Origin of the sequence: Carnobacterium sp. FSL E2-0243, from assembly GCF_038003605.1 — a bacterium.
Lineage (GTDB): Bacteria > Bacillota > Bacilli > Lactobacillales > Carnobacteriaceae > Carnobacterium > Carnobacterium maltaromaticum.
The window spans coordinates 1,891,175-1,915,047 of sequence record NZ_JBBOPM010000001.1; the positions used below are offsets into that span (position 1 = coordinate 1,891,175).

The 23,873-nt window shown below is 34.5% G+C and carries 26 protein-coding genes; 4 read left to right on the top strand and 22 right to left on the bottom strand.

The genetic code is table 11. The features are described 5' to 3' along the window. Positions 1 to 181 precede the first annotated feature (181 nt). The 15 genes from xerC to MHI00_RS08915 all read right to left on the bottom strand — a co-directional run bounded on the left by xerC (position 182) and on the right by MHI00_RS08915 (position 14,672). On the bottom strand, positions 182 to 1,081 hold the full coding sequence (gene xerC / locus MHI00_RS08845) for a tyrosine recombinase XerC (RefSeq protein ID WP_010052916.1): 900 nt from the start codon (positions 1,079 to 1,081) through the stop codon (positions 182 to 184). Between the two features lie 66 nt (positions 1,082 to 1,147). Then, positions 1,148 to 2,467: an FADH(2)-oxidizing methylenetetrahydrofolate--tRNA-(uracil(54)-C(5))-methyltransferase TrmFO gene (trmFO, locus tag MHI00_RS08850; RefSeq protein ID WP_341112895.1), complete on the bottom strand. Its 1,320-nt coding sequence runs from the start codon at positions 2,465 to 2,467 to the stop codon at positions 1,148 to 1,150. 249 nt (positions 2,468 to 2,716) lie between these two features. Further along, positions 2,717 to 4,795, bottom strand: coding sequence for a type I DNA topoisomerase (gene topA, locus MHI00_RS08855; RefSeq protein ID WP_010052918.1), 2,079 nt, complete (start codon positions 4,793 to 4,795; stop codon positions 2,717 to 2,719). 181 nt (positions 4,796 to 4,976) lie between these two features. Beyond that, complete coding sequence (gene dprA / locus MHI00_RS08860; protein ID WP_341112898.1) at positions 4,977 to 5,846, bottom strand: DNA-processing protein DprA; 870 nt, start codon at positions 5,844 to 5,846, stop codon at positions 4,977 to 4,979. Positions 5,847 to 5,971: 125 nt separating this feature from the next. Continuing rightward, positions 5,972 to 6,757 carry a ribonuclease HII gene (locus tag MHI00_RS08865; protein ID WP_317914093.1) on the bottom strand — a complete coding sequence of 262 codons (786 nt, stop codon included), beginning with the start codon at positions 6,755 to 6,757 and terminating at the stop codon, positions 5,972 to 5,974. Further along, complete coding sequence (gene ylqF / locus MHI00_RS08870) at positions 6,757 to 7,626, bottom strand: ribosome biogenesis GTPase YlqF (RefSeq protein WP_010052921.1); 870 nt, start codon at positions 7,624 to 7,626, stop codon at positions 6,757 to 6,759. The genes MHI00_RS08865 and ylqF overlap by 1 nt, the downstream gene beginning before the upstream one ends. Positions 7,627 to 7,695: 69 nt before the next feature. Further along, positions 7,696 to 8,361, bottom strand: coding sequence for a signal peptidase I (gene lepB, locus MHI00_RS08875; RefSeq protein ID WP_010052923.1), 666 nt, complete (start codon positions 8,359 to 8,361; stop codon positions 7,696 to 7,698). A 58-nt stretch (positions 8,362 to 8,419) separates the two neighbouring features. Further along, positions 8,420 to 8,965, bottom strand: a complete 546-nt coding sequence (lepB, locus tag MHI00_RS08880) for a signal peptidase I (protein WP_010052926.1) — start codon at positions 8,963 to 8,965, stop codon at positions 8,420 to 8,422. Between the two features lie 221 nt (positions 8,966 to 9,186). Beyond that, on the bottom strand, positions 9,187 to 10,671 hold the full coding sequence (locus tag MHI00_RS08885; protein WP_332637788.1) for a S41 family peptidase: 1,485 nt from the start codon (positions 10,669 to 10,671) through the stop codon (positions 9,187 to 9,189). A 15-nt stretch (positions 10,672 to 10,686) separates the two neighbouring features. Then, on the bottom strand, positions 10,687 to 11,397 hold the full coding sequence (gene deoD / locus MHI00_RS08890) for a purine-nucleoside phosphorylase (protein ID WP_010052930.1): 711 nt from the start codon (positions 11,395 to 11,397) through the stop codon (positions 10,687 to 10,689). A 36-nt stretch (positions 11,398 to 11,433) separates the two neighbouring features. Continuing rightward, positions 11,434 to 11,655 carry a YozE family protein gene (locus MHI00_RS08895; RefSeq protein WP_015076296.1) on the bottom strand — a complete coding sequence of 74 codons (222 nt, stop codon included), beginning with the start codon at positions 11,653 to 11,655 and terminating at the stop codon, positions 11,434 to 11,436. Next, on the bottom strand, positions 11,655 to 12,176 hold the full coding sequence (gene msrA, locus MHI00_RS08900) for a peptide-methionine (S)-S-oxide reductase MsrA (RefSeq protein ID WP_010052932.1): 522 nt from the start codon (positions 12,174 to 12,176) through the stop codon (positions 11,655 to 11,657). The genes MHI00_RS08895 and msrA overlap by 1 nt, the downstream gene beginning before the upstream one ends. Before the next feature lie 15 nt (positions 12,177 to 12,191). Beyond that, the gene (locus tag MHI00_RS08905; RefSeq protein ID WP_010052933.1) at positions 12,192 to 12,827 is read right to left on the bottom strand and encodes a YpmS family protein; all 636 of its coding nucleotides are present in this window, start codon (positions 12,825 to 12,827) and stop codon (positions 12,192 to 12,194) included. Between the two features lie 33 nt (positions 12,828 to 12,860). Then, complete coding sequence (locus MHI00_RS08910) at positions 12,861 to 13,748, bottom strand: SGNH/GDSL hydrolase family protein (RefSeq protein WP_341112914.1); 888 nt, start codon at positions 13,746 to 13,748, stop codon at positions 12,861 to 12,863. An 81-nt stretch (positions 13,749 to 13,829) separates the two neighbouring features. Beyond that, on the bottom strand, positions 13,830 to 14,672 hold the full coding sequence (locus MHI00_RS08915; protein WP_010052936.1) for a DegV family protein: 843 nt from the start codon (positions 14,670 to 14,672) through the stop codon (positions 13,830 to 13,832). 270 nt (positions 14,673 to 14,942) lie between these two features. On the opposite strand from MHI00_RS08915, the gene trhA reads away from it, so the two are divergent. From trhA to MHI00_RS08935, 4 genes are all read left to right on the top strand, one after another. After that, entirely contained in the window at positions 14,943 to 15,602 is a 660-nt protein-coding gene (trhA, locus tag MHI00_RS08920; protein ID WP_010052938.1) for a PAQR family membrane homeostasis protein TrhA, read from the top strand. A 347-nt stretch (positions 15,603 to 15,949) separates the two neighbouring features. Further along, the gene (locus tag MHI00_RS08925) at positions 15,950 to 16,366 is read left to right on the top strand and encodes a hypothetical protein (RefSeq protein WP_057000379.1); all 417 of its coding nucleotides are present in this window, start codon (positions 15,950 to 15,952) and stop codon (positions 16,364 to 16,366) included. Continuing rightward, entirely contained in the window at positions 16,363 to 16,812 is a 450-nt protein-coding gene (locus MHI00_RS08930) for a MarR family winged helix-turn-helix transcriptional regulator (RefSeq protein ID WP_057000378.1), read from the top strand. Before MHI00_RS08925 ends, MHI00_RS08930 begins: the two co-directional genes overlap by 4 nt. Positions 16,813 to 16,814: 2 nt before the next feature. Further along, positions 16,815 to 17,219 (top strand): EVE domain-containing protein, encoded by a 405-nt coding sequence (locus MHI00_RS08935; protein WP_341112921.1) that lies wholly within the window; start codon positions 16,815 to 16,817, stop codon positions 17,217 to 17,219. Positions 17,220 to 17,349: 130 nt separating this feature from the next. Here MHI00_RS08935 and MHI00_RS08940 read toward each other — a convergent pair whose 3' ends face one another. The 7 genes from MHI00_RS08940 to MHI00_RS08970 all read right to left on the bottom strand — a co-directional run bounded on the left by MHI00_RS08940 (position 17,350) and on the right by MHI00_RS08970 (position 23,870). Next, positions 17,350 to 17,838 carry a dihydrofolate reductase gene (locus MHI00_RS08940; RefSeq protein WP_015076292.1) on the bottom strand — a complete coding sequence of 163 codons (489 nt, stop codon included), beginning with the start codon at positions 17,836 to 17,838 and terminating at the stop codon, positions 17,350 to 17,352. Between the two features lie 26 nt (positions 17,839 to 17,864). Then, the gene (locus tag MHI00_RS08945) at positions 17,865 to 18,812 is read right to left on the bottom strand and encodes a thymidylate synthase (protein ID WP_015076291.1); all 948 of its coding nucleotides are present in this window, start codon (positions 18,810 to 18,812) and stop codon (positions 17,865 to 17,867) included. 14 nt (positions 18,813 to 18,826) lie between these two features. Then, complete coding sequence (locus MHI00_RS08950; RefSeq protein ID WP_056998759.1) at positions 18,827 to 20,728, bottom strand: ABC-F family ATP-binding cassette domain-containing protein; 1,902 nt, start codon at positions 20,726 to 20,728, stop codon at positions 18,827 to 18,829. 103 nt (positions 20,729 to 20,831) lie between these two features. After that, positions 20,832 to 21,470 (bottom strand): uracil-DNA glycosylase, encoded by a 639-nt coding sequence (locus MHI00_RS08955; RefSeq protein ID WP_229251980.1) that lies wholly within the window; start codon positions 21,468 to 21,470, stop codon positions 20,832 to 20,834. 48 nt (positions 21,471 to 21,518) lie between these two features. Further along, a complete protein-coding gene (locus tag MHI00_RS08960) occupies positions 21,519 to 22,523 on the bottom strand; it encodes an alpha/beta hydrolase family protein (RefSeq protein ID WP_341112930.1) in 1,005 nt (334 codons plus the stop codon). After that, positions 22,516 to 23,121 (bottom strand): GNAT family N-acetyltransferase, encoded by a 606-nt coding sequence (locus tag MHI00_RS08965; protein ID WP_341112931.1) that lies wholly within the window; start codon positions 23,119 to 23,121, stop codon positions 22,516 to 22,518. The genes MHI00_RS08960 and MHI00_RS08965 overlap by 8 nt, the downstream gene beginning before the upstream one ends. Next, entirely contained in the window at positions 23,118 to 23,870 is a 753-nt protein-coding gene (locus MHI00_RS08970; RefSeq protein WP_057000373.1) for a helix-turn-helix domain-containing protein, read from the bottom strand. The genes MHI00_RS08965 and MHI00_RS08970 overlap by 4 nt, the downstream gene beginning before the upstream one ends. Between the last annotated feature and the right edge of the window lie 3 nt (positions 23,871 to 23,873).

Sequence of the window (23,873 nt, forward strand, 5' to 3'; positions counted from 1 at the left end):
GAGGAGTTGACTCATAAGAGCTAGCCTGGATAAAAAGCTTGTTGAGCCGATTAGACCTGGCAGAAAAATAGGAAAATTTGATGTGGCGTTTTTTGCCACCTCGAAATTTCATCTTTTTTCCGAAGGTCTGGCTCATAAAAACCGTGCTAAACCCTTTTAACTCGAACTTCAAGTTTTCACCTTATGCTCGTGGATGAAAAGCTCGGTAATCTTTTTGTAAATGTTCTTTTGTAACATGTGCATATATTTGAGTTGAAGATAAACTTGCATGACCTAACAACTCTTGGACTGTCCGCATATCTGCTCCATTATTCAACAAATGTGTTGCAAATGTATGCCGCAGCATATGTGGGTGGATTTCAGAAGTCAGACTACTTTTTTTAATGACTTGATTGAGAACATATTCCACACCTGTTGCTGTAATACCATCTCCATGATGATTAATAAATAAATAGTCATGCTGTTTTCCATATTTTGTCATTAAAACCTCTCGGCCAAGCTTTAGATAAGTTCGAATCGCCTCTTCTGCATAATGACCAAAAGGAACGTAACGTTCTTTATTCCCTTTCCCGTGTACTAACAATATTCCTAATTCAAAATCAATATCCTTTAAGCAAATGCCACAGCATTCACTGACTCGAATTCCTGTTCCGTACAATACTTCAAGAAGTGCTTCGTTCCGAAAATCCAGTGGTTCGTCTCCTTTAACAGCCTCAAACAAACTTTCCATTTCTTTTTCGTAAAAAAAACGTGGCAAACGTAAGGATTTTTTCTTTAAGTGAATATACGAAAAAGGATTTTCTTCAACGACTTCATTTTTTAAAAGAAATTGATAAAAAGCACGTAAACTCGATATTTTTCGGGAAACGGTATTACGGCTGTATTGTTTTTCGTTTAAAACACCTAAATAGATGCGAACATCAGCTAACTCAACAGCCAAAAAAGAAGCCTCTCCGGTTTCAGCCAAAAAATCATGAAAATCAGAGATATCTTCATCATAGGCTTTTCTAGTTAATTCAGAATAGTGGCGCTCAATGATTAAATACTGTAAAAAAGTTTTTTTCCACTGATCTTCTTTCAAAAAAATCCCCCCTATTCATAGACAAAATTACTTTATCATATCAACAAAGAGAATACAATCAATAGATTACTGAATTGAGCGAATTTTCTTTAAATTTGCAACTATTTCTAATGAACGTTCTGCATACGCTGTATTTCGTAGGTTTTTATCGCGAATTCTTTCGGGTAAAGGTGGAAATAAACCAAAATTGGCATTCATTGGTTGAAAATAACGTGCATCGGCATGAGTAATGTAATGAGCCATACTTCCCATCGTTGTTTCAGTTGGTAAAACAAGTAATTCCTCACCTTTGATTAACTTAGCTGCATTGATACCAGCCAATAATCCACTTGCGGCACTCTCAACATAGCCTTCTACACCTGTCATTTGACCTGCAAAGAATAAATCTGAACGTTTTTTAGATTGATAAGTCTGTTTTAATAAATCAGGCGATTTCATAAAAGTATTGCGATGCATCACACCGTAGCGTACGATTTCAGCTTGTTCTAAACCTGGAATCATTTGTAAAATCCGTTTTTGTTCCCCCCATTTTAAATGAGTTTGGAAACCAACTAAATTATATAACGACCCTGCAGCATCATCTTGGCGCAGTTGGACCACGGCATAAGGCCTGCGTCCTGTTTTAGGATCTTCCAACCCGACAGGTTTCATTGGACCAAATAATAATGTTTTCCGACCTCTTTGAGCCATTACTTCTACAGGCATGCATCCTTCAAAAAACTTTTCTTTTTCAAAAGATTTCAAAGGAGCAACTTCAGCTTCCACCAAAGCATCATAAAACCGATTAAATTCTGTTTCTGTCATTGGGCAGTTAAGGTATGCTGCCTCACCTTTATCATAGCGTGATTTTAAATAGACTTTATCCATATCGATGGTGTTTTTATCTACAATTGGAGCTGCTGCATCATAAAAATAAAGTCCCTCAGATTCAGTAAATGCAGAAATTTCCTTGGCTAACGCCTCTGAAGTTAAAGGACCTGTTGCAATGATAGTGGGACCTTCTGGTAAGGTCGTGACTTCTTCCGAATAAACCGTAATATTAGGATGGTTTTTCAAACAATCCGTTACTTTTTTTGAAAATGTATCTCGATCCACAGCTAAAGCCCCACCTGCTGGAATCGCAGTAGCATCAGCTGCTGCGATAATTAATGAATTGAATTGGCGCATTTCTTCTTTCAATAAGCCTGCAGCATTGGTTAGTTGATTGGCTCTTAACGAATTGGTACAGACTAGCTCTGCAAAATTAGGGCTGTGATGTGCTTCAGTATTTTTTACTGGCCGCATTTCATATAAGTGGACCTTCACGCCTCTTTCTGCAATTTGAAAAGCAGCTTCACTTCCTGCTAATCCTGCTCCAATCACATTAATAAATTGTGCATTATTCATTTATACTATCCCTTCTTTCCAAAACTAGACACCATTTATCTTTTTTTAAAAGTTAACCCTAACTATTCATTTAGATAGCGTTTTCTACTTATACAATTATACACTTTTTTGCATAAAAGTTAAATCGGAAATTCTGTAAAGTTGACAGCTTAATAAAAATTTTAACTCTTTTCAACTAAAAAATGAATAAAACTATAAAAACACCCTTAGGAGCAGAGTTTCCTCTAGCTTCTAAGGATGTCTTGATAATTATTTCTGAACTGCTTCTTTATAATCACAGTCACTACATACGACTTGTTTACCGCCCTTAAGTTTCTTCTCAACTAAATAATGTTGACACTTAGGACAATCTCTTCCAACTGGTTTATCCCATGAAACAAACTCACATTCAGGGTATTTATCACAGCCATAAAAGATTCGATTCTTTTTAGATTTACGTTCAATAACTTGTCCTTCTTTACAGACTGGACAAGTAACACCGATTTCTTTCACAATAGCTTTAGTATTACGACACTCTGGGAAGTTACTACATGCATAAAATTTTCCATAACGTCCTAACTTAATCACCATTGGATGGCCACATAAATCACAATCAAATCCAGCGGGTTCATCTTTGATTTGAATTTTTTCAATACCTTCTTCAGCTTTAGCAACTTCTATTTCAAAAGGTTTATAGAATCGGTCGATAACTCCAACCCAGTTTTCTTTTCCTTCTTCAACAAAATCGAGTTGTTGTTCCATATCTGCTGTAAAATGAATATCAACAATTTGAGGGAAGAATTCAACAATAATTGTATTCACGATCCCGCCAAGTTCTGTTGGTTCAAATCGTTTACTTTGTAACTTCACATAGTAACGTCTTTGAATTGTTTCTAATGTTGGAGCATATGTTGATGGGCGTCCAACACCATTTTCTTCTAGGGAACGAATTAAGGTAGCTTCTGTAAATCGAGCAGGGGGTTGAGTAAAATGTTGTTTTGGCTCAATATCTACTGATTTAACTAAATCGCCTTTTTCCATATCAGGTAAAATATTATCTTTTTCCTCAGTACCTTCATCATTGCCCTCAATATAAACTTTTGTAAATCCTGGGAATTTTATTTTTTGACCATTGGCTCTAAACATAACCCCGTTTTGTAACAAATCAACGCGCATCGTATCAAAGACAGCGGGTGTCATTTGGCTAGCAACTAATCTCGACCAAATGAGTTTATATAATTTTAATTGATCTTTCGTTAAATACTTTTCAATTTCAGCGGGTGTTCGTAAAACACTTGAAGGACGAATCGCTTCATGGGCATCTTGAGAGCCCTGTGCATTTTTGGTTTTCTTAAAGGTTGTCGCAGAATACTCTTTTCCGTACTCTTTAACAATAAATTCTGCCGCTTCAGCCTTCGCACTGTCAGCAATCCTAGTTGAATCAGTTCTCATATAAGTAATTAAACCAACTGCACCACCACGGCCTAATGAAATTCCTTCGTATAATTGTTGAGCAACCATCATTGTCTTCCGCGTTCTGAAATTCAATTTACGTGCAGCTTCTTGTTGCAAGCTACTCGTTGTAAATGGAACGGCTGGATTACGTTTACGTTCTTTTTTTGTCACATTTGTTACTTCAAAATCTTTGGACGTTAATTTTTTTATAACTGCTTGTACATCATCCGTATTTTTTAATTCTTTTTTCTTGCCATCAATACCATAAAAATTGGCTTTAAATTTTTTAGCCGCTTTTTTAAAATTACCACCAATCGTCCAATATTCTTCTGGCTTAAAAGCAGTAATTTCATTTTCTCGATCAATGATTAACTTCAGCGCAACAGATTGAACTCGACCTGCACTTAAGCCTTTTTTGACTTTCTTCCATAAAATTGGACTAATTGTATAACCTACCAAACGATCTAAAATTCGGCGTGCTTGTTGTGAATCAACTAAATCCATGTTAATTGACCGTGGTTCTTTAAAAGCACCTTTTACTGCTTCTTTAGTAATTTCATTAAATACAACACGATTTTTATCCTCGATATCTAAACCGAGTAAGAAAGAAAGATGCCAAGCAATGGCTTCCCCCTCCCTATCTGGATCGGCTGCGAGAAAAACTTTTTCAGCTTTTTTAGCGTGCTTTTTCAAGTCTTTAATAATATCGCCTTTACCACGAATAGAGATGTAATGAGGTTCATAATTATTTTCTACATCAACCCCCATTTTACTTTTTGGCAAGTCACGAATATGTCCTAAACTTGCTAGAACCTTATAATTTTTTCCTAGATATTTTTCAATTGTCTTTGCTTTAGCTGGTGATTCTACTATGACTAAATATTTATAGGCCAAAGAAATGCTCCTTTCATTGAGCTTTTAATAGTTTTCTTTTTTTAAATTGAAATCGTAATTCATCTTATGCTATTTTTAGGTACTTTGTCAACTAAGTAACGTATTAGTTTATTATATATAATAGAAGAAAAAATAAAAAACAATCGATATTCATTTGAATTTGTCTTACTAAAAATTCGATTTACTGATAAAATTCTTCTAAAATATCTTCCGTTTTTGTCACACATTTTGCTCCTTTGGCAATCAATTCATTCGTTCCAGCAGACAAACTACTTGTAATATTACCTGGTAGAGCAAAAACTTCTCGCCCTTCTGCTAAAGCTAAATTTGCCGTAATCAAACTTCCACTTCTTGCAGCAGCTTCTATCACTAGTGTCCCAATTGCTAAACCCGAAATAATCCGATTTCGCATTGGGAAATGTTGTTTTAAAGGCTTTGTACCAAGTGGATATTCTGATAGAACCAGGTGTTCTTTAGCGAGTTTCTTTTGTAAATCCTGATTTTCCTTAGGATAACACAAATCAAGTCCTGTGCCAACGACTCCGATTGTTTCACCAGAAAGTTCTAGTGTTAATTTATGGGCTTCGAAGTCAATACCCGTAGCTAAACCACTGACAATTAAAAAATCTGAGGCGATCAAACCAGGTAAAATTTGTTTTAAAGCTCGTACTCCATATAAAGTGTTTTTTCGTGCTCCAACAACAGCCAACATTTTTTTTCGTAATAACTCTTTATTTCCCTGATAGAATAAAACTGCTGGCGGATTGTAAATATGCTTTAAATAATCTGGATAATCGTCATCTAAAATAGTTACCCAACCGATATGCATTTTTTGATAGAGTTTTTTTATTTCTTCAAAATTAATTTTATGATAGCTTGTAATAAAAGCGGTTCTTTTAGATGCTGATAATCCAACTAGTTGACTCAACTCATACAGTGAACTAGTTGGTTGATCAATTAAAGCCGCTATCATTTGGATGCTTGCCGTAGCACCGATGCCTTGACAGAGTGTAAAGTGAACTAATTGGTCTCGTAATGTTTCTTTTTTCATTTATTCCAACCCCTCAAATTTTAGTCTTCTCGTCATAATATCCACTAAAAGAACTAAAAACTTTTAAAGTGAGGCGGACTAACTAAAAAAACTGCAAGAAATACAATTTGCAGTTTCTAGTCAGGCTATTCAGTTGTTTCTAACACCAGCTCTTTCACTGGTGAAAAAGATTTACGATGAATAGGTGTAATACCTTGTGCATCTAAACCAGCTAAATGAACTTTTGTTCCATATCCCGCATTCTTTTCAAAACCATAACCAGGATACATTTTAGCGTATTCTTTCATCATCCGATCACGTGTAACTTTCGCAATAATACTTGCTGCAGCAATGGATAAACTTTTCGTGTCCCCTTTAATAATTTTACTTTGCGGGATTGGTAAATCAAGGACCATCGCATCAATAAGCAAATGTTCTGGATCAATTGTTAGATTTTCAACAGCTTCAATCATTGCTAATTTTGTTGCTTCATAAATGTTGACTTGATCAATAATTCCTTCGTCTTTTATGCCTATACCAATGGCTAAAGCTGAGTCTTTAATTTTATCAAATAACTCATCACGTTTACTTTCTGAAAGCTGTTTTGAATCATTGATTTCTAATACATGAAAATCATGAGGCAAAATAACAGCTGCCGCCACAACTGGACCTGCTAATGGACCACGTCCAACCTCATCAATTCCAGCAATATAATTCCGACCATCTTGCCAAATAGCTAGCTCATAAGCCAGCATCTCTTGATGTTTAACTTCAAGAGCAACTAGTTTATTTTGTGCTTTTTCCCAACTTTTAATCGCATTAATAGTTCCTTTGCGTTCATCATTTTTCAACTCGATTAAACGAGGATCATTTGCATCCGTAATGCTAGCTAAAATGGTTTTAATTTCTTTAATTGTTTGCTTTTTTTCCATTACTCATTTTCCAATCCTTCTGTTGGCAATGTAACTGGCGCTTGATCTAATGTGTAGCGCCCCAATCGACCGCTTCTAATTTCAAAAACAATCATTTCACTTGCTCTAGAATAATCTTCTCTAAAGCCACGCTTCTCACTAATTAAAATCAATAACTCTGGCAACTCTAAAACCAATTCTTCCTTTGTCAAACTATAACGTTTAGCAAGTTGGTTTGGGTAATACGTTCGCATTACATCTAATCCAAATAAGGCAATATCATCCATTTGTAAAAGGGTATCTTTTATTGCACCTGTCAAAGCTAATTTTTTTCCGATTTCTGGGTCTTCAAATTTAGGCCATAAAATTCCAGGAGTATCTAATAGCTCAAGCTCTTTGCCTAATTTCAACCATTGTTGCCCTTTAGTTACGCCAGGTTTATTTCCTGTCTTCGCAATATTTCTTTTGATAAAACGATTAATTAATGTTGATTTCCCAACGTTTGGAATGCCTATACTCATCGCTCGTATTGCTCGAGGGTTAATGCCTTTACTACGCATACGGTCAAATTTTTCTTTTAATAGTAACTTGGCCTCAGACATCACATTTTGCATACCTTTACCTTCTTGGGCTACGATTGGTACAGCTGAGATTCCTTGTTCCTTAAAATAATTTACCCAGGCTTTTGTTTGACGCTCATCAGCTAAATCACTTTTATTCAAAATAATGACACGAGGCTTCTCTCCGATTAATTCATCTAAAATTGGATTACGACTTGATAAAGGAATGCGTGCATCCACCAATTCAAAAACAATATCCACTAATTTTAATTTTTCTGAAACCTCACGTCGTGCTTTTGCCATATGTCCTGGAAACCATTGAATTGTCATTTACTTTTTCTCCTATTCTCACTAAAAAAGAATGGCAATAATAACTGCCACCCTTTTCAATTTTTATTCTTATTTTTCACGAGCCTTAATAAAGCCAAAATCAGTCAATGGCCATATTCTAAATTCGGCTGTTCCATCTATTTTATCAGCATGGACAAAACCAAAAATCCGACTATCTTTTGAATTGGAGCGATTATCCCCCATCACAAAATATTCACCTTCAGGAACCTTAGATTCCCCAGTTTTACCCATTAAAGTGAAATCGCCTGTTAACAATTGGTTCTCTTTTAATTTAGCTTTAAATACATCTAAATAAGGTTCATCTACTTTTTTACCATTAATGTACAAAATGTCATCTTGAATAGTGATTTCATCCCCAGGCAAACCAATAACACGTTTAATATACAATCTTGATGGATCATCCGGCCCTGGAAATACAACGATATCAAAGCGGTCAATTTTTTCGAATTTATTTAAAACAATTCGATCGCCATCTTTTAAAGTTGGCATCATTGATTCCCCATCTACACTGACTGGAGCAAATAAAAATTGTCTAACTAATAAAGCAATGACTAAAGCTACAATAATGTAACCAAAGGTACTAACAATTTCATTGCGTTTATTTTTCTTCCCTTTTTTATTTTTTCCACTTTGTTTAGAAGGATACTTTCTACTTCTTGGTTCAAAATTTTCGATTTCATCAAAACTAGTGTCTGAATAATTTGTTTTTGCCATATGCGTTCCTACTTTCCTTAAACTTTCACATTTTAGAGTTCATTTGCTATAACTAGAATCAATTAATAAAACCGGCTCGTTTCATAGGATAGTAAATAAAATTTGTTTTACCAATAATATCCTTTTCATCTACAAAGCCAAATGCTCGACTATCATTACTTGATCTACGATTATCACCTAAAACAAAATAACTATTCTTAGGTATTTTATTTGTGCCTGTTAATTGTTCTAAATCAAAATCGGATGTCCAAGTTTCACCAGCTTTTTCAACTAAGCTATTTTTCAAGAAAGGTTCACTTACTTTTTTGTCATTGACATATAGCTGATCCTCTTTATAGACAATTGTGTCTCCTGGTAAACCAATAATTCGTTTAACTAATGTGCGATTAGAAGAATCTTGAAAAACAATGACATCAAAACGTCTCATTTTAGATATTGATTCAACAATCATTTGGTCCCCTTGGTGCAATGTTGGAATCATTGATGATCCTTGTACCGTGATTGGCAATAGAATGAAATAGCGCAACGCAACGGCCACACAAACAGCTAAAAGGAATGCTTTAAACCAATCCCACAGATGGTCTCGCCAAATTTTATTTTCCATGCACTTCACTCCAAACTACTAAACTTATTAATCCTCTTCTATCATACAAGATTATCCCTAAAATAACTATTAATTTACAACAAATTAATGATGTTTTTTCAAATTTTTCTCCCTTCTACTTAAATAAAGCGCTTCCCTAGATAATCATTATAAAAAAAAGCACTAATTAAATAAAAAAAGCCATCAAAGGAATAACTTCCCTTGATGGCTTTTCCAACTCGTTACTTTTCTTGTAAATAAGAAACGGCTTTTTCATATTGTGTATCATTTTCTTTAATTAATTTAACTAAATCAGCAACTAATGCATCTGCTGTTTTTCCTGTAACAATCCCATCAACTGGGAGTTCATGTGCTGTTTGGAATGCATTCACAGCTTCGGTAGTTGAGGCATCAAAATAACCATCTGTATTATCAAGTGTGTAACCTAAAGCTTTCAAAATAGCTTGCAGATTTTTAACTTGATCAGATAAATCACCTGCTTGGTATTTTTTGGAAGAATCCACGCGTAATAAATGCACATAATCTGGCAAATCTACAGTGATGGTTGGTTCCAAGCCTTTTTTATGAATCCATTGCCCTTCTGGTGTTAACCATTTAGCAATTGTCAATTTCAACTCACTCTTATCTGATAAGTTCGCTACTGTTTGAACAGTTCCTTTACCAAAAGTTTTCGTTCCAATAACTGTCACATTTCCAGATTCTTTCATAGCACCTGCTAAGATTTCAGAAGCACTAGCACTACCTTCGTCCACTAACAATGTCACAGGTTCAGTCACTTTAAAGTCACCTAATGAAGCATCAGCTTTAATAACTTGTGGCTCTTGTCCTCTTTCTTGTGTTTGCATTAGAATTTTACCTTCATCAACAAACATATTAGATAATTGTAAGGCTTGGTCCAGTAAACCACCTGGATTTTGTCTGACATCAAAAATGAAAGATTTCGCGCCATCTTTTCGTAATTGTTCAACGGCTTCTGTAACTTCTTTATACGTTGGAGTAGCAAAACTGGTGATTTGAATATAACCAATCGTTGGATCATTTTCATCTAAACGACTCTTAACCGTTTCAACTGGAATCGTATCCCTAGTCACAGTCACATCGAAAACTTGATCTCCACGTTTAATTGTTAACACTACTTTTGTGCCTTTTTCGCCACGAATAAAGGAAACAGCCTTTGTCAAACTAAGCCCTGTTAATTCTTTATCATCGGCTTTTAAAATAATATCGTTTGTTTTCAACCCTGCTTTTTCAGCAGGAGATCCGACAATCGGTGCAGAAATTGTAATTGCGTCGTCTTGATTCATAACTTCTGCGCCAATGCCCTCAAAAGAAGAAGAAATACTATCATTTAAGGCCGTTGCTTCTTCCGCATTTAAATATTGTGAATAAGGATCATCTAAAGAATTTACCATCCCGGTAATTGCTCCTTCAATCAACTTGTTGCTATCCGTTTTTTGGAAAAAACGAGTCGTTAACTGTTGATAAACCTCTTGTAATTTAGCAAATTCCTGTTCAGTTTTTGCTCCACTATTAGTAGCTGATTGGCTAGTAGCATTTTCATTAAGTTGCTTTGTAACAAAATACGTCCCACCAGCAGCAATTAGCGCAACCAGTAACAATGAAACAATATAAGCTGGTAAACCAATTTTAGTTTTTCTTTTGGAGCTATTTAGCTGAGTTTCTTTTTCCTCTGATTCATTATTCATATGGCGCCCCCAAAATTATTTTTGTTTTAACCCTGTTTCTAGTGCAACAATCATCATATCTGTAAATGTGCGCTCTCGTTCATCAGAAGAGGTTTCTTCTCCAGTAAAAATATGGTCACTAATGGTTAAAATAGCTAATGCTTTACGGTTGTGTTTCGCGGCTAAACTGTATAATCCAGCTGCTTCCATTTCAACTGCTAAAATTCCATAATTAGCCAATTTAACTTTATCTAATTCAGCATTATAAAAGCGATCAGCCGATAAAACATTGCCGACTTTTAAAGAAAGACCTTTTTCTGTACCTATATCGTAGGCTGTTTTCAATAAATCAAAATCAGCGATTGGTGCAAAATCAACTTGACCACCAAAAGTATTTCGATTAATACTTGAATCAGTTGTTGCTGCTTGCGCTAATACAACATCGCGAACTTTTACATCTTTTTGCATTCCGCCAGCAGTCCCTACGCGAATTAAATTTTGAACATTGTATTCCGTTATTAATTCTTCTGCATAAATCATCATTGAAGGTAAGCCCATACCTGTTCCTTGTACAGAGATACGCTCACCTTTATAAAGCCCTGTATAGCCAAACATATTCCGAACTCGATTGTATTGTTCCACTTCTGTTAAGAATGTTTCTGCAATATACTTTGCTCGCAATGGATCACCTGGCAATAAAACTGTTTCTGCAATTTGACCTTTTTGTGCTTCAATATGAATACTCATGTTTGATTTCCTCCAAATTAAGTTCATTTTTATTTGTTAATTCATTTTCTCAATGTATCGTTCCCACGCCTCATCAAAAATGCGCATAGAGGGTAAATACTCTCCATTCATTTCTAGGTAATGACTAATATCATGATAACTCTCTGATTGCTTTGGAAAAGCGATGTCTAAAAAGGCATCATTAGCAAATTGACTGACTTCATCTCGTTTATGTGGATTTCGTTCAGTCATTAAAAAGTGATAGAAAGATTGTCTCATCACACACCATCCCTTCTATTTTCTTTTTCATACGCTTGTCGTTCTTGCTGTTCAGCTTCGTAGCGAGCAGGATTTTTCTTATAAAAATTTTGATGATACTCTTCGGCTGGATAAAAAACACTCGCTTCTTCAATCATTGTAACAATTGGCTTTTTATATTTTCCACTTGCTTCAAGCTGGCTTTTAGAGTGTTCAGCAATTTCTCGTTGTTTCTCACCTGTAACAAAAATAACTGGACGATAATTATCCCCACGATCTTGAAATTGGCCCATAGCATCTGTTGGATCCGTTTGTTGCCAGTAAATATCAACAAGCTCTTGATAAGAAATAATAGTTGGATCAAAAGTTATCTCAACAGCTTCTGTATGTCCCGTCTTATGACTCATAACGTCTTCATAAGTAGGATTTACTGTTTGCCCACCAGTATAACCAGAAAGAACTTGCTGAATACCTGGTTGTTCATCAAATGGCGCTACCATACACCAAAAACAGCCACCAGCAAAAATTGCTATTTCCTTCATTTTTCCACCTACTTTTTATTTTTTAATTTCTTTTAAAGGAACTGAAATTGTGAAACGAATATCATCATTTTTCAAATCAAATTTTTTCGCCTTGATTGTCATTCCAGTATCCGTTTTGTACTCGTTTAAGTTTAAAACAATTAATTGTTTTTTGCTATCAATTTGTACCCATTCCGGTATTTTAAGTTGCTTAGCAAGCAAGTTCATGACAGAAGTTATTGGTAAATTCAGCTCCCCAACTGAGAGATTAGTAGCTTTCAGCTGAACATTTCCATTTTCCATCACATATGGTAATAGATATAAATAAAATTGAACATCATGCCCAAATAATTTAAACGTACCAATCAGTTCCGCTTCATCATTTAAAACTAATTCATATTTAATGCCATCATCTTCAATAAATTCATTTAAAGAATGAGCAACCAGTCGATTAATTTCTGCTTTTTCAGCAGCTACTTCAAAAGAGACATCTTTTTTATTTTTGGATGCAGTTGTATCGGTAATCGTATTAACTGGTACAGTTATCTTAGTAAATCCCCAGATGCCTAAACCTAAAATAATCGCAATTAAGCCTAAAAATGCCCATTTCCAAGGATTATCAATTCTAATTTTCTTAAGCGACTTTAGCCAATTTGTTAATTTTGTTTTCATAAAGTCAATCGACTTCCTTTACATTTTATTTTTTTACCACTCTTTACGACTAGCCATCATTTCATCAAAAAGTGATTGAGCCATCAGTTCGTACCCGCTATCATTTGGATGGAAGTTATCTTCCTCAAAAAGTAAATCATTAAATACTTTGCTTTCTTTCTTATCTTTTACACTAGAATCAATTGTATCTTTTTGATCTTCAGACAGTTCTGGTTGGTTTCCACCTTTATATAAAATATCATTAATTGGAATAAAGTGAGCCTTTTGCTCCTCTTCAACAACACTTTGCGTCGTTTCATTCCAAGAGTCAACAATATCTTGCATTTCAGTTATTTCTGAAAAGTATAAATAAAATGGATTATAGATACCAAAAACATAAATTGGAGCATCTGAATTTAACGAACGTAGCTCTTTAAAAGTTTCTTCAATTCGTTCTTTATATTCCTTTTGAGGTTTGATGAAACTATCTTCTTTGACTTTTAATAACGTTGAACGAACAACTTTCATTAAATCATTGCCACCAACTGTCAAAACAATCACATCAGCCTTTTTAACATCATTTTGCAATTTCTCATCTTTTTTTATCCGCTTCAAAATTTGATCGCTACGATTCCCTGATATCCCATAATTACTTGTTGATACGGTTTCAATTTCGTCTTTGCTTTCAAGTAATTCTGCAACTAGCGGGACATAACCACCTCGCCCAGTACTATCGCCGATACCTTCTGTTAAAGAATCGCCAATTGCGACTAAGTTCAACTCTTTTGTTTTGATTTGCTCGGAACTGATTTCTTTGCCCTTATTTTCTATTATAGTAGTCTTACTGTTATCTTTTGAAATAAACATCATTACTTGAAAGACAATCAGAGCTACCACTCCTAAAAAAAGGATGATTCCTAAAAAGGAACGTATTCTCTTCATTCTGATCCCCCACTTTATTTTTAGTGAGTTTAAAAAGAACAGATCAAGTTTAATTGATCTGTTCATCAAAATCACTTTGCTTTAGTCTGTATAATACATAATCGCAAATGCACCTTTTCCAGCATGAGTAGAAATAATTGGACTCGTTAACTTCACACGCATTGGTGTATCTGGCAAAATTGCTTGAAATTCATTTTTTAAATTTTCTAAATACACTTCGTCATCCGCAAATGAAAAAGACATCGCATTTAAATTAGGCGTATTTTTCAGTGTTTCTTGTAATTCAGCAATCCATTTATTGATTGGCTTCATACCGCGTCCTCGAACACAAACTTCAAGTTGACCATTGACTAATTCCATCATCACTTTAATATTTAAGAAACTTGAGAGAGCACCGGCTAATTTCCCGATTCGCCCACCTTTGACTAAGTTTTCTAAAGTCACGACACAAATATAAAGTTTTGTATGTTCCTTAACATGTTCAATTCGCTTAAGAATCGTTTCTTTATCTGCCCCTTCTTGAGCTAATTTCGCAGCTTCAAGAACTTGGAATGACAGTCCACGATCCGTAAAATCACTATCAATAACGGTCACATCAGTTTTAGATAATTGAGCGGCTTGGTGCGCAGCATTAACTGTTCCACTTAACTTTTCAGTCATATGGATGGAGATAACCTCACTACCATCGGCCCCTAGTTCATCATAAAGCTCAACAAAATAACCGATTGGTGGTTGACTTGTCTTTGGTAAATCCTTAGCTTCAGCCATCATGCCCATAAAGTCTTCTTTTTTAATGGTTACACCATCTGTATATAACACATCATCAATCATCACCGTTAATGGCAAGACATGGATTCCTAAACTTTCAATTTCATCTGAGCCTAACTCGGCGGAAGAGTCCGTCACAATTTTAATTTTCTTCATTTTTTATTAACCCCACACTTTCTTTATGCAAAAATTGACTTGTTCGTGCTATAATAATAAAAAGCAGATAAAAAAGGCTTCTTCATTAAACACGTTTAAATTTTTAACTTCTGTAATGTAGTATAACAGATTCTTGAATTTTCGTACACTAGAGATACGAAAACTTCTGTTGAAATCTGAATAAAAATCCAATAAATTTGTTTAAGTGCGAAAAATAGACTATTTTTCAACATATCTAAGTAAATTATCAACTCTGGAGGGTCGTCAACTATGAAAGAAACACTTAATAATCAAACTCATTTTTCAAAAAGTTACTTAATTGTCAATGAAGTTTTTAATGCTGTAACACATGGTATTGCTACTGGATTAAGTATCGCAGGTCTCGTCATCTTATTAATTAAAGGCGCTCAATCAGGTTCCGTTCTCGAAACAGTTTCTTACGCAATTTATGGCTCAACCTTAATTTTACTTTACCTAGCCTCAACCTTGTTTCACAGTTTAATTTTCACAAGAGCTAAGCGTGTTTTTCAGATTTTTGACCATAGTAGCATTTATCTACTTATTGCTGGAACGTACACTCCTTACTGTCTAGTCACAATTGGTGGAGCATTAGGTTGGACACTATTTGGCATCATTTGGTTTATGGCTATTTTAGGTGTTATCTACAAATGTATTTGGTTAGATAAATACCAAAACGCATCAACCATTATTTATATCATTATGGGTTGGTTATGTATTCTCGCAATGAAGCCTTTGTACGATGGATTAGGACCTGTTGGCTTCTGGTTATTAGTTGCCGGTGGGGTATCCTTTACAGTAGGTGCACTAATCTATAGCATGCGCAGCGTTAAATTTATGCATGTTTTATGGCACTTGTTCGTTATGTTAGGAACTGGATTTATGTATTTTTCAATTTTATTATATGTTTAAAGATAAAAAGCTTGTTGAGTCGGTCAACTCTGGCAAGAAAATAGGAAAAATTGATGTGGCGCTTTTTGACACCTCGAATTTTTATCTTTTTCTCGAAGAGTTGGCTCAAAAGAGCTGGCCTTGACAAAAATCTCAATGAGTTCAATCAAAAAATAAGAATCTTCGCTAAAGTATTTTCACTACTTTAGCGAAGATTTTTTTCTTTCTAACACACTATGTAATGGATATTCCCGTACTCTTCAACGTAGTCAATATCTTTTAACGCCTAATTAAACAAAAATTCACTTGACAAAAATATTATATAACTTTATATTATAAGTACACTTACTAAAAAGGAGCTATCTACTATGAAATTTAGTTTTGAAACTGAAACGCAGCTACTACCTGAACAAATTTGGCCATTATATGCAACTACTGATAATTGGTTTTTATGGGAAGATGATTTAGAAGCTATTTCTTTAAATGGAAATTTTGAAACCGGAACTACAGGTAACATGAAATTAAAAGGACAACCCTCTTTATCCTTTATTCTAACTTCTGCTGAAAAAAATCAAGAATTTACTGATAAAACATCTATTCCAAATGTTGCAGATATCTATTTCCAACATGAACTAAAACAGTTAAATGGCATGACACTTATTAAACATTCTGTTGAATTTATTCCAGAAAAACAACCTCCTACTAGGGAAGATTTAAACTTTGCAGCTCAAATATTTTCTGATGTTCCCACTTCTGTTTTTAAATTAATTGAGGCCGCAAAATGAGTGAATTCCCTTCGCATTACAAAAGTGATGCCACTCAATCTATTGGACTTTCTTTTATAAAAGTTTACAATTTATGGCACAAAAAAATCAAAGAACAATTAAAAAATATCAATTTGACCCACCCTCAATTTGTCGTTTTGGCTTCATTAGGTCACCTAAATCAAAAAAATTCTGAGGTTAACCAAGTTGATATTTCAAAACAATCCGATATTGATGTAATGACCGTTTCTACTATTATTAGAAATTTAGAAAAACAAAAACTAGTCATTCGCCAGAATTCACTAATAGACACTAGAGCAAAATCAGTACAATTAACGAAACATGGTCAGAAAACTTTAACTAAAGCATTGCCTGTAGTTGAAGCTGTCGATCAAGAATTTTTTGAAAAGCTTGGAACTAAAAAAGAACAACTGAACCTGTTATTACTCAAGTTATTGGAGGAATAAATATGATAAAATATTGGATTGGTGTTGCATCTAAAGAACATGTTCTATTAGGAGTAAACGGAGGGTTTTGTCAACTCTCTCATGGTAAAAAAGCACCATTAACTCGCATGAAAAAAGGGGATAAAATACTGTATTATGCCCCTAAAATATCTATGAATATACCAAATCCTTATCAAAAAATCGTTGCTGTTGGAACCATTGCAGATGACAGCATTTACGAATTTGAAATGGCTCCTAATTTTATTACATTTAGACGGAATGTCCTTTTTGAAAAAATAGAAAAAGAAGTTACCTTACAGGATTTACGTAAATTTCCTGAATGGAATCAGATGAGCTCAAAATTAAGGTTTGGTCATTTTGAAATTTCTCAAAATCTTTATCAAATGATTTATGATAAATTAAAGTGACTAGGACAAAACTCCATTTTTGAGTAAAATCCAGTCTAATCAAAACTAAAAAACCGCATGAAATCAACATTTGTAAAAATCGATTTCATGCGGTTTCTGCTATTTTATGACTTTTGTCTCAACCTCTTTTTCACTTGCGTTTATAAGCTTCAAAAACATGTGGATAGCGATTTCTTTCATCTAAAATTCCAGGATCAGCTGAAATTATTTCCCATTCAGACCAATCGAGTTCTGGAAAAATTGTATCTCCTTCAAACGTCCCCTTAATCATTGTACGGTAGAGAATATCTGCATCATCAATAAAAGCATTAAAGACACCTGTGCCACCAGTAATAAATGTATCCTTCTCGTAATTTTTAGCAAAATCAAGAATTTCTTCTCGAGTGTGCATCACAGTTACGCCCTCTGCTTCGTACCCAAGATCCGTAGTTAGTACGATATTAATTCTATTTGGTAATGGTCTTTTACCCATACCTTCAAAGGTTTTTCGTCCCATTACAATCGCATTTCCAGTTGTCATCTCTTTAAAATATTTCAAATCATTTGGTAAACTCCAAGGCAAGGTTCCTTTGTTGCCAATCACGCCTTGCTCATCTTGCGCCCATAAATATGCAATCATCACTATTCATCCTTTCATGCTTCTTTCTATACAGCAATTGGTGCTTTAATTGCTGGATGAGGATCGTACCCTTCAATTTTTATATCTGCGACATCAAAATCGAAAATACTTTCTTTGTCAGGATTTAATTTCAACGTTGGAAACTCTCTAATATCTCGTGACAATTGTTCAGTCATCTGTTCCATATGATTAGAATATAAATGTGCATCACCTAGCGTATGAACAAATTCTCCAACCTCTAAGCCAGTTTCATGAGCAATTAAATGTGTTAATAAAGCATAGCTAGCAATATTAAAAGGAACACCTAGAAAAATATCTGCACTACGTTGATACAATTGACAACTTAATTTTCCATCTGCTACGTAAAACTGGAATAGTGTATGACATGGAGGCAAAGCCATTGAAGGAACATCTTCTGGATTCCAAGCTGAAACAATTAAACGTCTTGAATCTGGTGTTTTTTTAATCATTTCAATGACATCTTTCAGCTGATCAATCGTTTCCCCTTGGGTTGTTTTCCAATTACGCCATTGGGACCCATAGATATTTCCTAATTCACCATAAATGGCAGCAAAAGCTTCATCTTCTAAAATGCGAGTACAAAACTTTTCCAACTCAACTTGATAAATTGCATTAAAATCAGGATCAGTTACTGCACGACGTCCAAAATTAGTCATATCTGGACCTACATAATCTGAACTTTTAATGTATCGCTCAAAAGCCCATTCATCCCAGATATGGTTATTATGTTGGAGTAAATAACGGATATTTGTATCGCCTTTAATGAACCAAAGCAACTCACTTTTAATTAAACCCATTGGTACGCGCTTTGTTGTTAACAAAGGAAAACCTTTGGCTAAATCAAAACGCATTTGGTAACCAAAGAGACTTTTAGTTCCTGTTCCTGTTCGATCAGTCTTAACAGCCCCAGTTTCCATTACTTTTTTTCCTAATGCTAAATATTCTTTTTCCACATTATTTCCCTCCGTTAATCCGTTACAAATTGACCTAAATAGTCCCAACGATTCATTTTATTCTCTAAATCTTCTTCTAATTTTTGCATTTTCACCTGTAGTTCTTGCAGAGTTGTAAAATCACTTCCTGATTCAGCCATAGCAACTTTCACATCTTCAATCTCTGATTCTAAAGATTCAAGTTCTTCTTCTATAGTTTCCCATTCTTTTAATTCTGTAAAAGTTAGTTTCACTTTTTCTTTTTTTATTTCCGAATCCTTTGCATTTGCTGCTGCAACTGGATCAATCGCTTTTTTATTTTCATGAGTTTCAGGTGTATCTTTATTTAGAGCAATATATTCTGTAATACTCCCTAAATAAGGTGTGATAATACCATTTCCTTCAAAAATCAGTAAACGTTCCACTGTTTTATCTAAAAAGTAACGATCATGTGAAACAGAAATAACAGCTCCTGGGAAGGTCTCAATGTAATCCTCCAACACAGTTAATGTCGCAATATCTAAATCATTGGTTGGCTCATCTAATAACAAAACATTTGGACGTTCCATAAGCAGTTTTAGTAAAAATAACCGTCTTTTCTCACCACCAGAAAGTTTACTGATAAGCGCACCATGCATGTGACGGTCAAATAGAAACTGTTCTAATAATTCCGTTACACTTACTCGAGTTCCATTGGTTGTCTCAATTTCTTCACCAACTTCTTGCAAATATTGAATAACACGTTTGGTTGGATCCATATCTTCAGTCATTTGGGTATAATACGCAATCTTAACAGTTTCTCCAACAATCATTTCACCACTATCTAAAATAAAACGACCGGCTAACGTATTTAATAGTGTCGACTTACCAGCACCATTTAACCCACTAATTCCAATACGATCTCGCGTTTGAACAAGTAAATTGAATTCGTTTAAAATAACATGATCATCTAAAGTTAAACTAGCATCTTTTAATTCAAAAACACGTTTTCCTAAACGACTACCGTCCATATTTATCTCAACTTTTCCATCGCTTTTCGCTTGGTTAAGATTGCCTTCTAAATCATGAAAACGATCAATTCGTGCTTGTTGTTTGGTAGTTCGAGCTTTTGCACCAGCTCGCATCCAATCTAACTCTTTTAAATAGAGTTGTTTACGTTTTTGATCCTGTTTTTCAGCTTCTAATTGGCGTTCTGCACGCTCTCTAACATAGCTTTCATAATTTCCTGTATAACTTGTTAGTTTTCCATAAGATAGCTCTAACATGCGATTGACAACACGATCTAAGAAATAACGATCATGTGTTACTAATAATAACGCGCCACGATAACTACTTAGGTATTTTTCCAACCAACTAATTGTAGCAAAGTCTAAATGGTTGGTCGGTTCATCTAAAATCAATAAATCCGGAGCTTGAATTAAGACTTGAGCTAACCCAACCCGCTTACGTTGTCCACCAGATAAAGTTGCAACAGATTGTTCTAAATCTTTTACACCCAGTTGATTTAAGATCATTTTAGCATTTGTATCGGCAATCCAAGCATCGTGACGATTCATTTCTTGTTCAGCTTGGCTATATTGATTTTGATAATTCTCATTCATAGGGTCTAAAGTTAAGCGCTCTAAGGCTTTTTCATAGCCACGAACGGCTACTAAAATTGGCGTATCTCCATCAAACACCGCGTCGAAAACCGTTTGTTCAGGATTTAAATCTGGATGCTGTTTTAAATAACCAATTCGATAATCTTTTGCTGTTTGAATATCGCCTTTTTCAGCCCCATCAATTCCGGTTAATACATTCAACAAGCTTGTCTTACCAGTCCCATTAGTTCCGATTAAACCAACTCGTTCGCCTTCATTTATTGTAAAAGAAATGTCGTCAAACAATGTTTTTTCGCCATATGTTTTCGTCAGATTCAGTACTTTTATATCTTTCATCTTGAATACACCACTTCCTTTTATCTAAAACTATATCCTCCCTATTTTAACATGGATTCCCTCAGACGAGTATGCTTTTTGAAAATTAGTTTGAAACTCCGAACTATCTCTCATTTTTTGATTGAATAAGTTTTTTAAATAGCAGTAAGTCAGCTTGAATTTTTTCATTTAATTGACGATTATAAAAAATAGACGCTGGGTGAAAAGTTGGAAAAATTGCATATTCTTTTTCAGTCCATTCATATCCATCTAAACCATTATTTTTTAATTTAAGAATAGGGCTGATAATTAATTCGCCATGGACCTGTCCAACTTTTTTATCCTTTCCAAGCAAACGTTGCAAGCCTATATTTCCCATCGTTAAAATGAAAGGTGGTTGAATCTGATCAATTTCGTAGTCTATCAATGGAGCGTGGGCCAACAATTCTTTTTTATTTGGGGCCCGATTGTATTTCCGAGATGTTATTTCACCAGTTTTTCGATCCAGTTTTTCTTTTATTTTATAAGGTCTACTTCGAAAAGGACTTGTGATATAAACATCCTCTCTAGTTACTTCTAATAAATCAAAAAAACGCATTAATTCCTTGCCCGCTCGTCCAGAAAAAGGCACACCTGTTTCCATCGCTTCAACTTCTCCTGGAGCTTCCCCAATCAGCATAAACTTAGGATTTTTAGGACCTTGTCCAGCTAAAAATCCTTCAACTACGTATTTCTCCGTTTTTCTTTTAGCTTCTTCAATCATCTTTTTAGTCAAAATTGTATCCACTAACTCACTACCTTTCAAAATCGCTTAAAACTCTTCTTGTTGCTCTTTCAAACTATGTTCACAATAATTTAAATAGTCTTCATTAATCAAAAAATATTTTGGCAAAAATAAACCAATCGTCTGAATTAGAAATGAAGAGTGCGCTATTTTAGGATTTAACATCATATGCTCTGCATTTTTAATCACCTTAACTTGTAAGGAAGCATTGGCAATTTTCTGTGAATAAATACGTTTTGTTTCATCAGAATCAACATTTTGATCCTTTTCTGCAAGAACCAGATAAATCTTTGAACGGACTCCCTCTAAATCTTTCGACGCATCAGAATTTATATTTCTTTGAATAAACCCATAACGATCCTCTGACAAATCATACTCTCCGCCACTTTTTAAATAGTCTTGATAGCTGTTATTCTTTTTTATCAATTCAGACTCTGCATCAAAATCAACACCTGCTTTTTGAAGTTCTTGCTCTGATTTTCCAGCTGCTCTTAGTTCCTCCATAGTGTTGTATTTCCCTTGGCTCTGCCAATTAATTGCTGGCGCTACAAGGATAGAGAAAGCTATATCTTCTTGACTATTCAATACTTTGGGAATGACCCATCCTGCTTGGCTAGCTCCCCATAACCCAATTTTATCTACCATTTCCGGTTTGTTCTCTTTCAACCATTTAATGACTTGTTCCACTTCTTTTGCACGATCATCCATCGATTGGCTTAACCAATTTCCACTTGATTGACCTACGCCTAACTTATCCCAAGAAATAGATGCATATCCTTGTTTTGCAAAACGTTCCATCAAGGGTTTATACCCACCCTCTTGCGTGGCTTCTTGAGGTCCATCACCATGAACAAATACGACAACACCGTTAATTTTTTGCTTTTTTGGTGCTGTAATCACAGCTGATAATGTGCCACCAGTTGTTGGAATGCTAACCCTTTGTTCTTTCATTTGGTAATCATTCCCTACAAGAAAAACAGCAAGTATTGCGATTAAAACTAAACTAAGGCTTAAAACAATTTTTTTAATCATCAGAACTGTCCTTTCTATAGCGCATAAACGACCATTTAGAAACTCCCATAATATACTCACTTACTCTGCTATAAATAATCTTTTCTAAATGAAATTCTTTCTTTTTGTATAAATAGTATGCGGCTTTGTTTTTATTCGCTACATAAAGAGTCAACGTTTTATCTATAGCTAATCTATTTTGTGCCTCTTCAATTAATCTATTCCCAAATCCTCTACCTTGATCAATTGAACGAACAACGAGCATTTCAATATAGCATTCTGACTTTGCCACCCGATGGCTTAACAGCATCACTAAAAAAAGCGCACGAAAACAATCAGCTATTCCCAATGAATACTCAAAAAAATGCCGTAATAGGTGAGTTATTTTGACATTCTGATTCGATAAAACAATACATCCGCAAACCTCTTCACCCTCTAAAATGAAAATAATTTGCGCGTTAGCGTAATAATAATTTGCTAGAGCACGACTAAAATGTTCTACTGAGTGCTTAGCATACAACTTATGGGTGAATTTTTCGTTAAATCCTTCTAAAATTAGGTTTGAAAAGACGGAGTCATCAATATCCCCTTCTTTTAAATCATGCAATTTAAATGTCATTTCACTCTCACCTCTATAGAATAAACCATTTCATCTGAATACCCCAAAGATAAATAACTATTCTCATGTATATAAAGATCATTAGTAGCTACAAAGCCTAATAAAAATAGAGAATCTTTCATAAAAGCAGCTACTTCTTCTTCAAACTTTTGTTCACTATTCGCTAAAAAATGTTTAACTGCATAGTTTCCAGCTTCTAACTTTTTATCATAAGAACTAGAGGAACCTTCATAGTACGAAAGAGTTTCGCCAGTAGTTTTATGATACATATAATAAAGTTCAGCACTTAGATCAAAATCGCTCTGTTTTAACTTACTTAACGTTTGATAGTCAAGTTGAAACATACCTACTTGATAGGATTCTGGTAGTTTTTTTAAATACCTATCTGAACAAAAAACAACTTCAGTTTTTCCTATTGTAATAGATTTTTTTATTTCTTTTAATTTTAATAGTTTGTCCTTTATAGCTTCTAGTTCATCAATTTGATCTTTTGTTCGATTATAAATTTCATCAAAATGATCTCCAAAATAATCAACCCTAAAACTAGTTCGAATTTCCTCAATTGAAAAACCAATCGTCCGTAACATTTTTATTTGAAAAACCATATAAAGATCTTTCTCCGTAAAAAAATGATACCCATTCTCATTTGAAACAGACGGTGTTACCAATTCTTTGTCTACATAATGCCTTAATGTAGATTTAGAAATGTTAGTTAATTGCGCTACTTGTCCACTTGTTAATTTAATCATGTT

Coding starts and splice junctions, on each gene's coding strand:
- MHI00_RS08930 (WP_057000378.1), top strand. CDS start 16,363: ATGAGTGAATTCCCTTCGCATTACAAAAGTGATGCCACTCAATCTATT.
- lepB (WP_010052926.1), bottom strand. CDS start 8,965: ATGGAAAATAAAATTTGGCGAGACCATCTGTGGGATTGGTTTAAAGCA.
- MHI00_RS08885 (WP_332637788.1), bottom strand. CDS start 10,671: ATGAATAATGAATCAGAGGAAAAAGAAACTCAGCTAAATAGCTCCAAA.
- MHI00_RS08865 (WP_317914093.1), bottom strand. CDS start 6,757: ATGGAAAAAAAGCAAACAATTAAAGAAATTAAAACCATTTTAGCTAGC.
- MHI00_RS08925 (WP_057000379.1), top strand. CDS start 15,950: ATGAAATTTAGTTTTGAAACTGAAACGCAGCTACTACCTGAACAAATT.
- ylqF (WP_010052921.1), bottom strand. CDS start 7,626: ATGACAATTCAATGGTTTCCAGGACATATGGCAAAAGCACGACGTGAG.
- MHI00_RS08970 (WP_057000373.1), bottom strand. CDS start 23,870: ATGATTAAATTAACAAGTGGACAAGTAGCGCAATTAACTAACATTTCT.
- MHI00_RS08940 (WP_015076292.1), bottom strand. CDS start 17,838: ATGATTGCATATTTATGGGCGCAAGATGAGCAAGGCGTGATTGGCAAC.
- trhA (WP_010052938.1), top strand. CDS start 14,943: ATGAAAGAAACACTTAATAATCAAACTCATTTTTCAAAAAGTTACTTA.
- MHI00_RS08960 (WP_341112930.1), bottom strand. CDS start 22,523: ATGATTAAAAAAATTGTTTTAAGCCTTAGTTTAGTTTTAATCGCAATA.
- lepB (WP_010052923.1), bottom strand. CDS start 8,361: ATGGCAAAAACAAATTATTCAGACACTAGTTTTGATGAAATCGAAAAT.
- MHI00_RS08915 (WP_010052936.1), bottom strand. CDS start 14,672: ATGAAGAAAATTAAAATTGTGACGGACTCTTCCGCCGAGTTAGGCTCA.
- MHI00_RS08895 (WP_015076296.1), bottom strand. CDS start 11,655: ATGAGACAATCTTTCTATCACTTTTTAATGACTGAACGAAATCCACAT.
- trmFO (WP_341112895.1), bottom strand. CDS start 2,467: ATGAATAATGCACAATTTATTAATGTGATTGGAGCAGGATTAGCAGGA.
- MHI00_RS08965 (WP_341112931.1), bottom strand. CDS start 23,121: ATGACATTTAAATTGCATGATTTAAAAGAAGGGGATATTGATGACTCC.
- MHI00_RS08935 (WP_341112921.1), top strand. CDS start 16,815: ATGATAAAATATTGGATTGGTGTTGCATCTAAAGAACATGTTCTATTA.
- MHI00_RS08910 (WP_341112914.1), bottom strand. CDS start 13,748: ATGAAGAGAATACGTTCCTTTTTAGGAATCATCCTTTTTTTAGGAGTG.
- MHI00_RS08950 (WP_056998759.1), bottom strand. CDS start 20,728: ATGAAAGATATAAAAGTACTGAATCTGACGAAAACATATGGCGAAAAA.
- dprA (WP_341112898.1), bottom strand. CDS start 5,846: ATGAAAAAAGAAACATTACGAGACCAATTAGTTCACTTTACACTCTGT.
- MHI00_RS08955 (WP_229251980.1), bottom strand. CDS start 21,470: ATGATTGAAGAAGCTAAAAGAAAAACGGAGAAATACGTAGTTGAAGGA.
- MHI00_RS08905 (WP_010052933.1), bottom strand. CDS start 12,827: ATGAAAACAAAATTAACAAATTGGCTAAAGTCGCTTAAGAAAATTAGA.
- deoD (WP_010052930.1), bottom strand. CDS start 11,397: ATGAGTATTCATATTGAAGCACAAAAAGGTCAAATTGCAGAAACAGTT.
- msrA (WP_010052932.1), bottom strand. CDS start 12,176: ATGAAGGAAATAGCAATTTTTGCTGGTGGCTGTTTTTGGTGTATGGTA.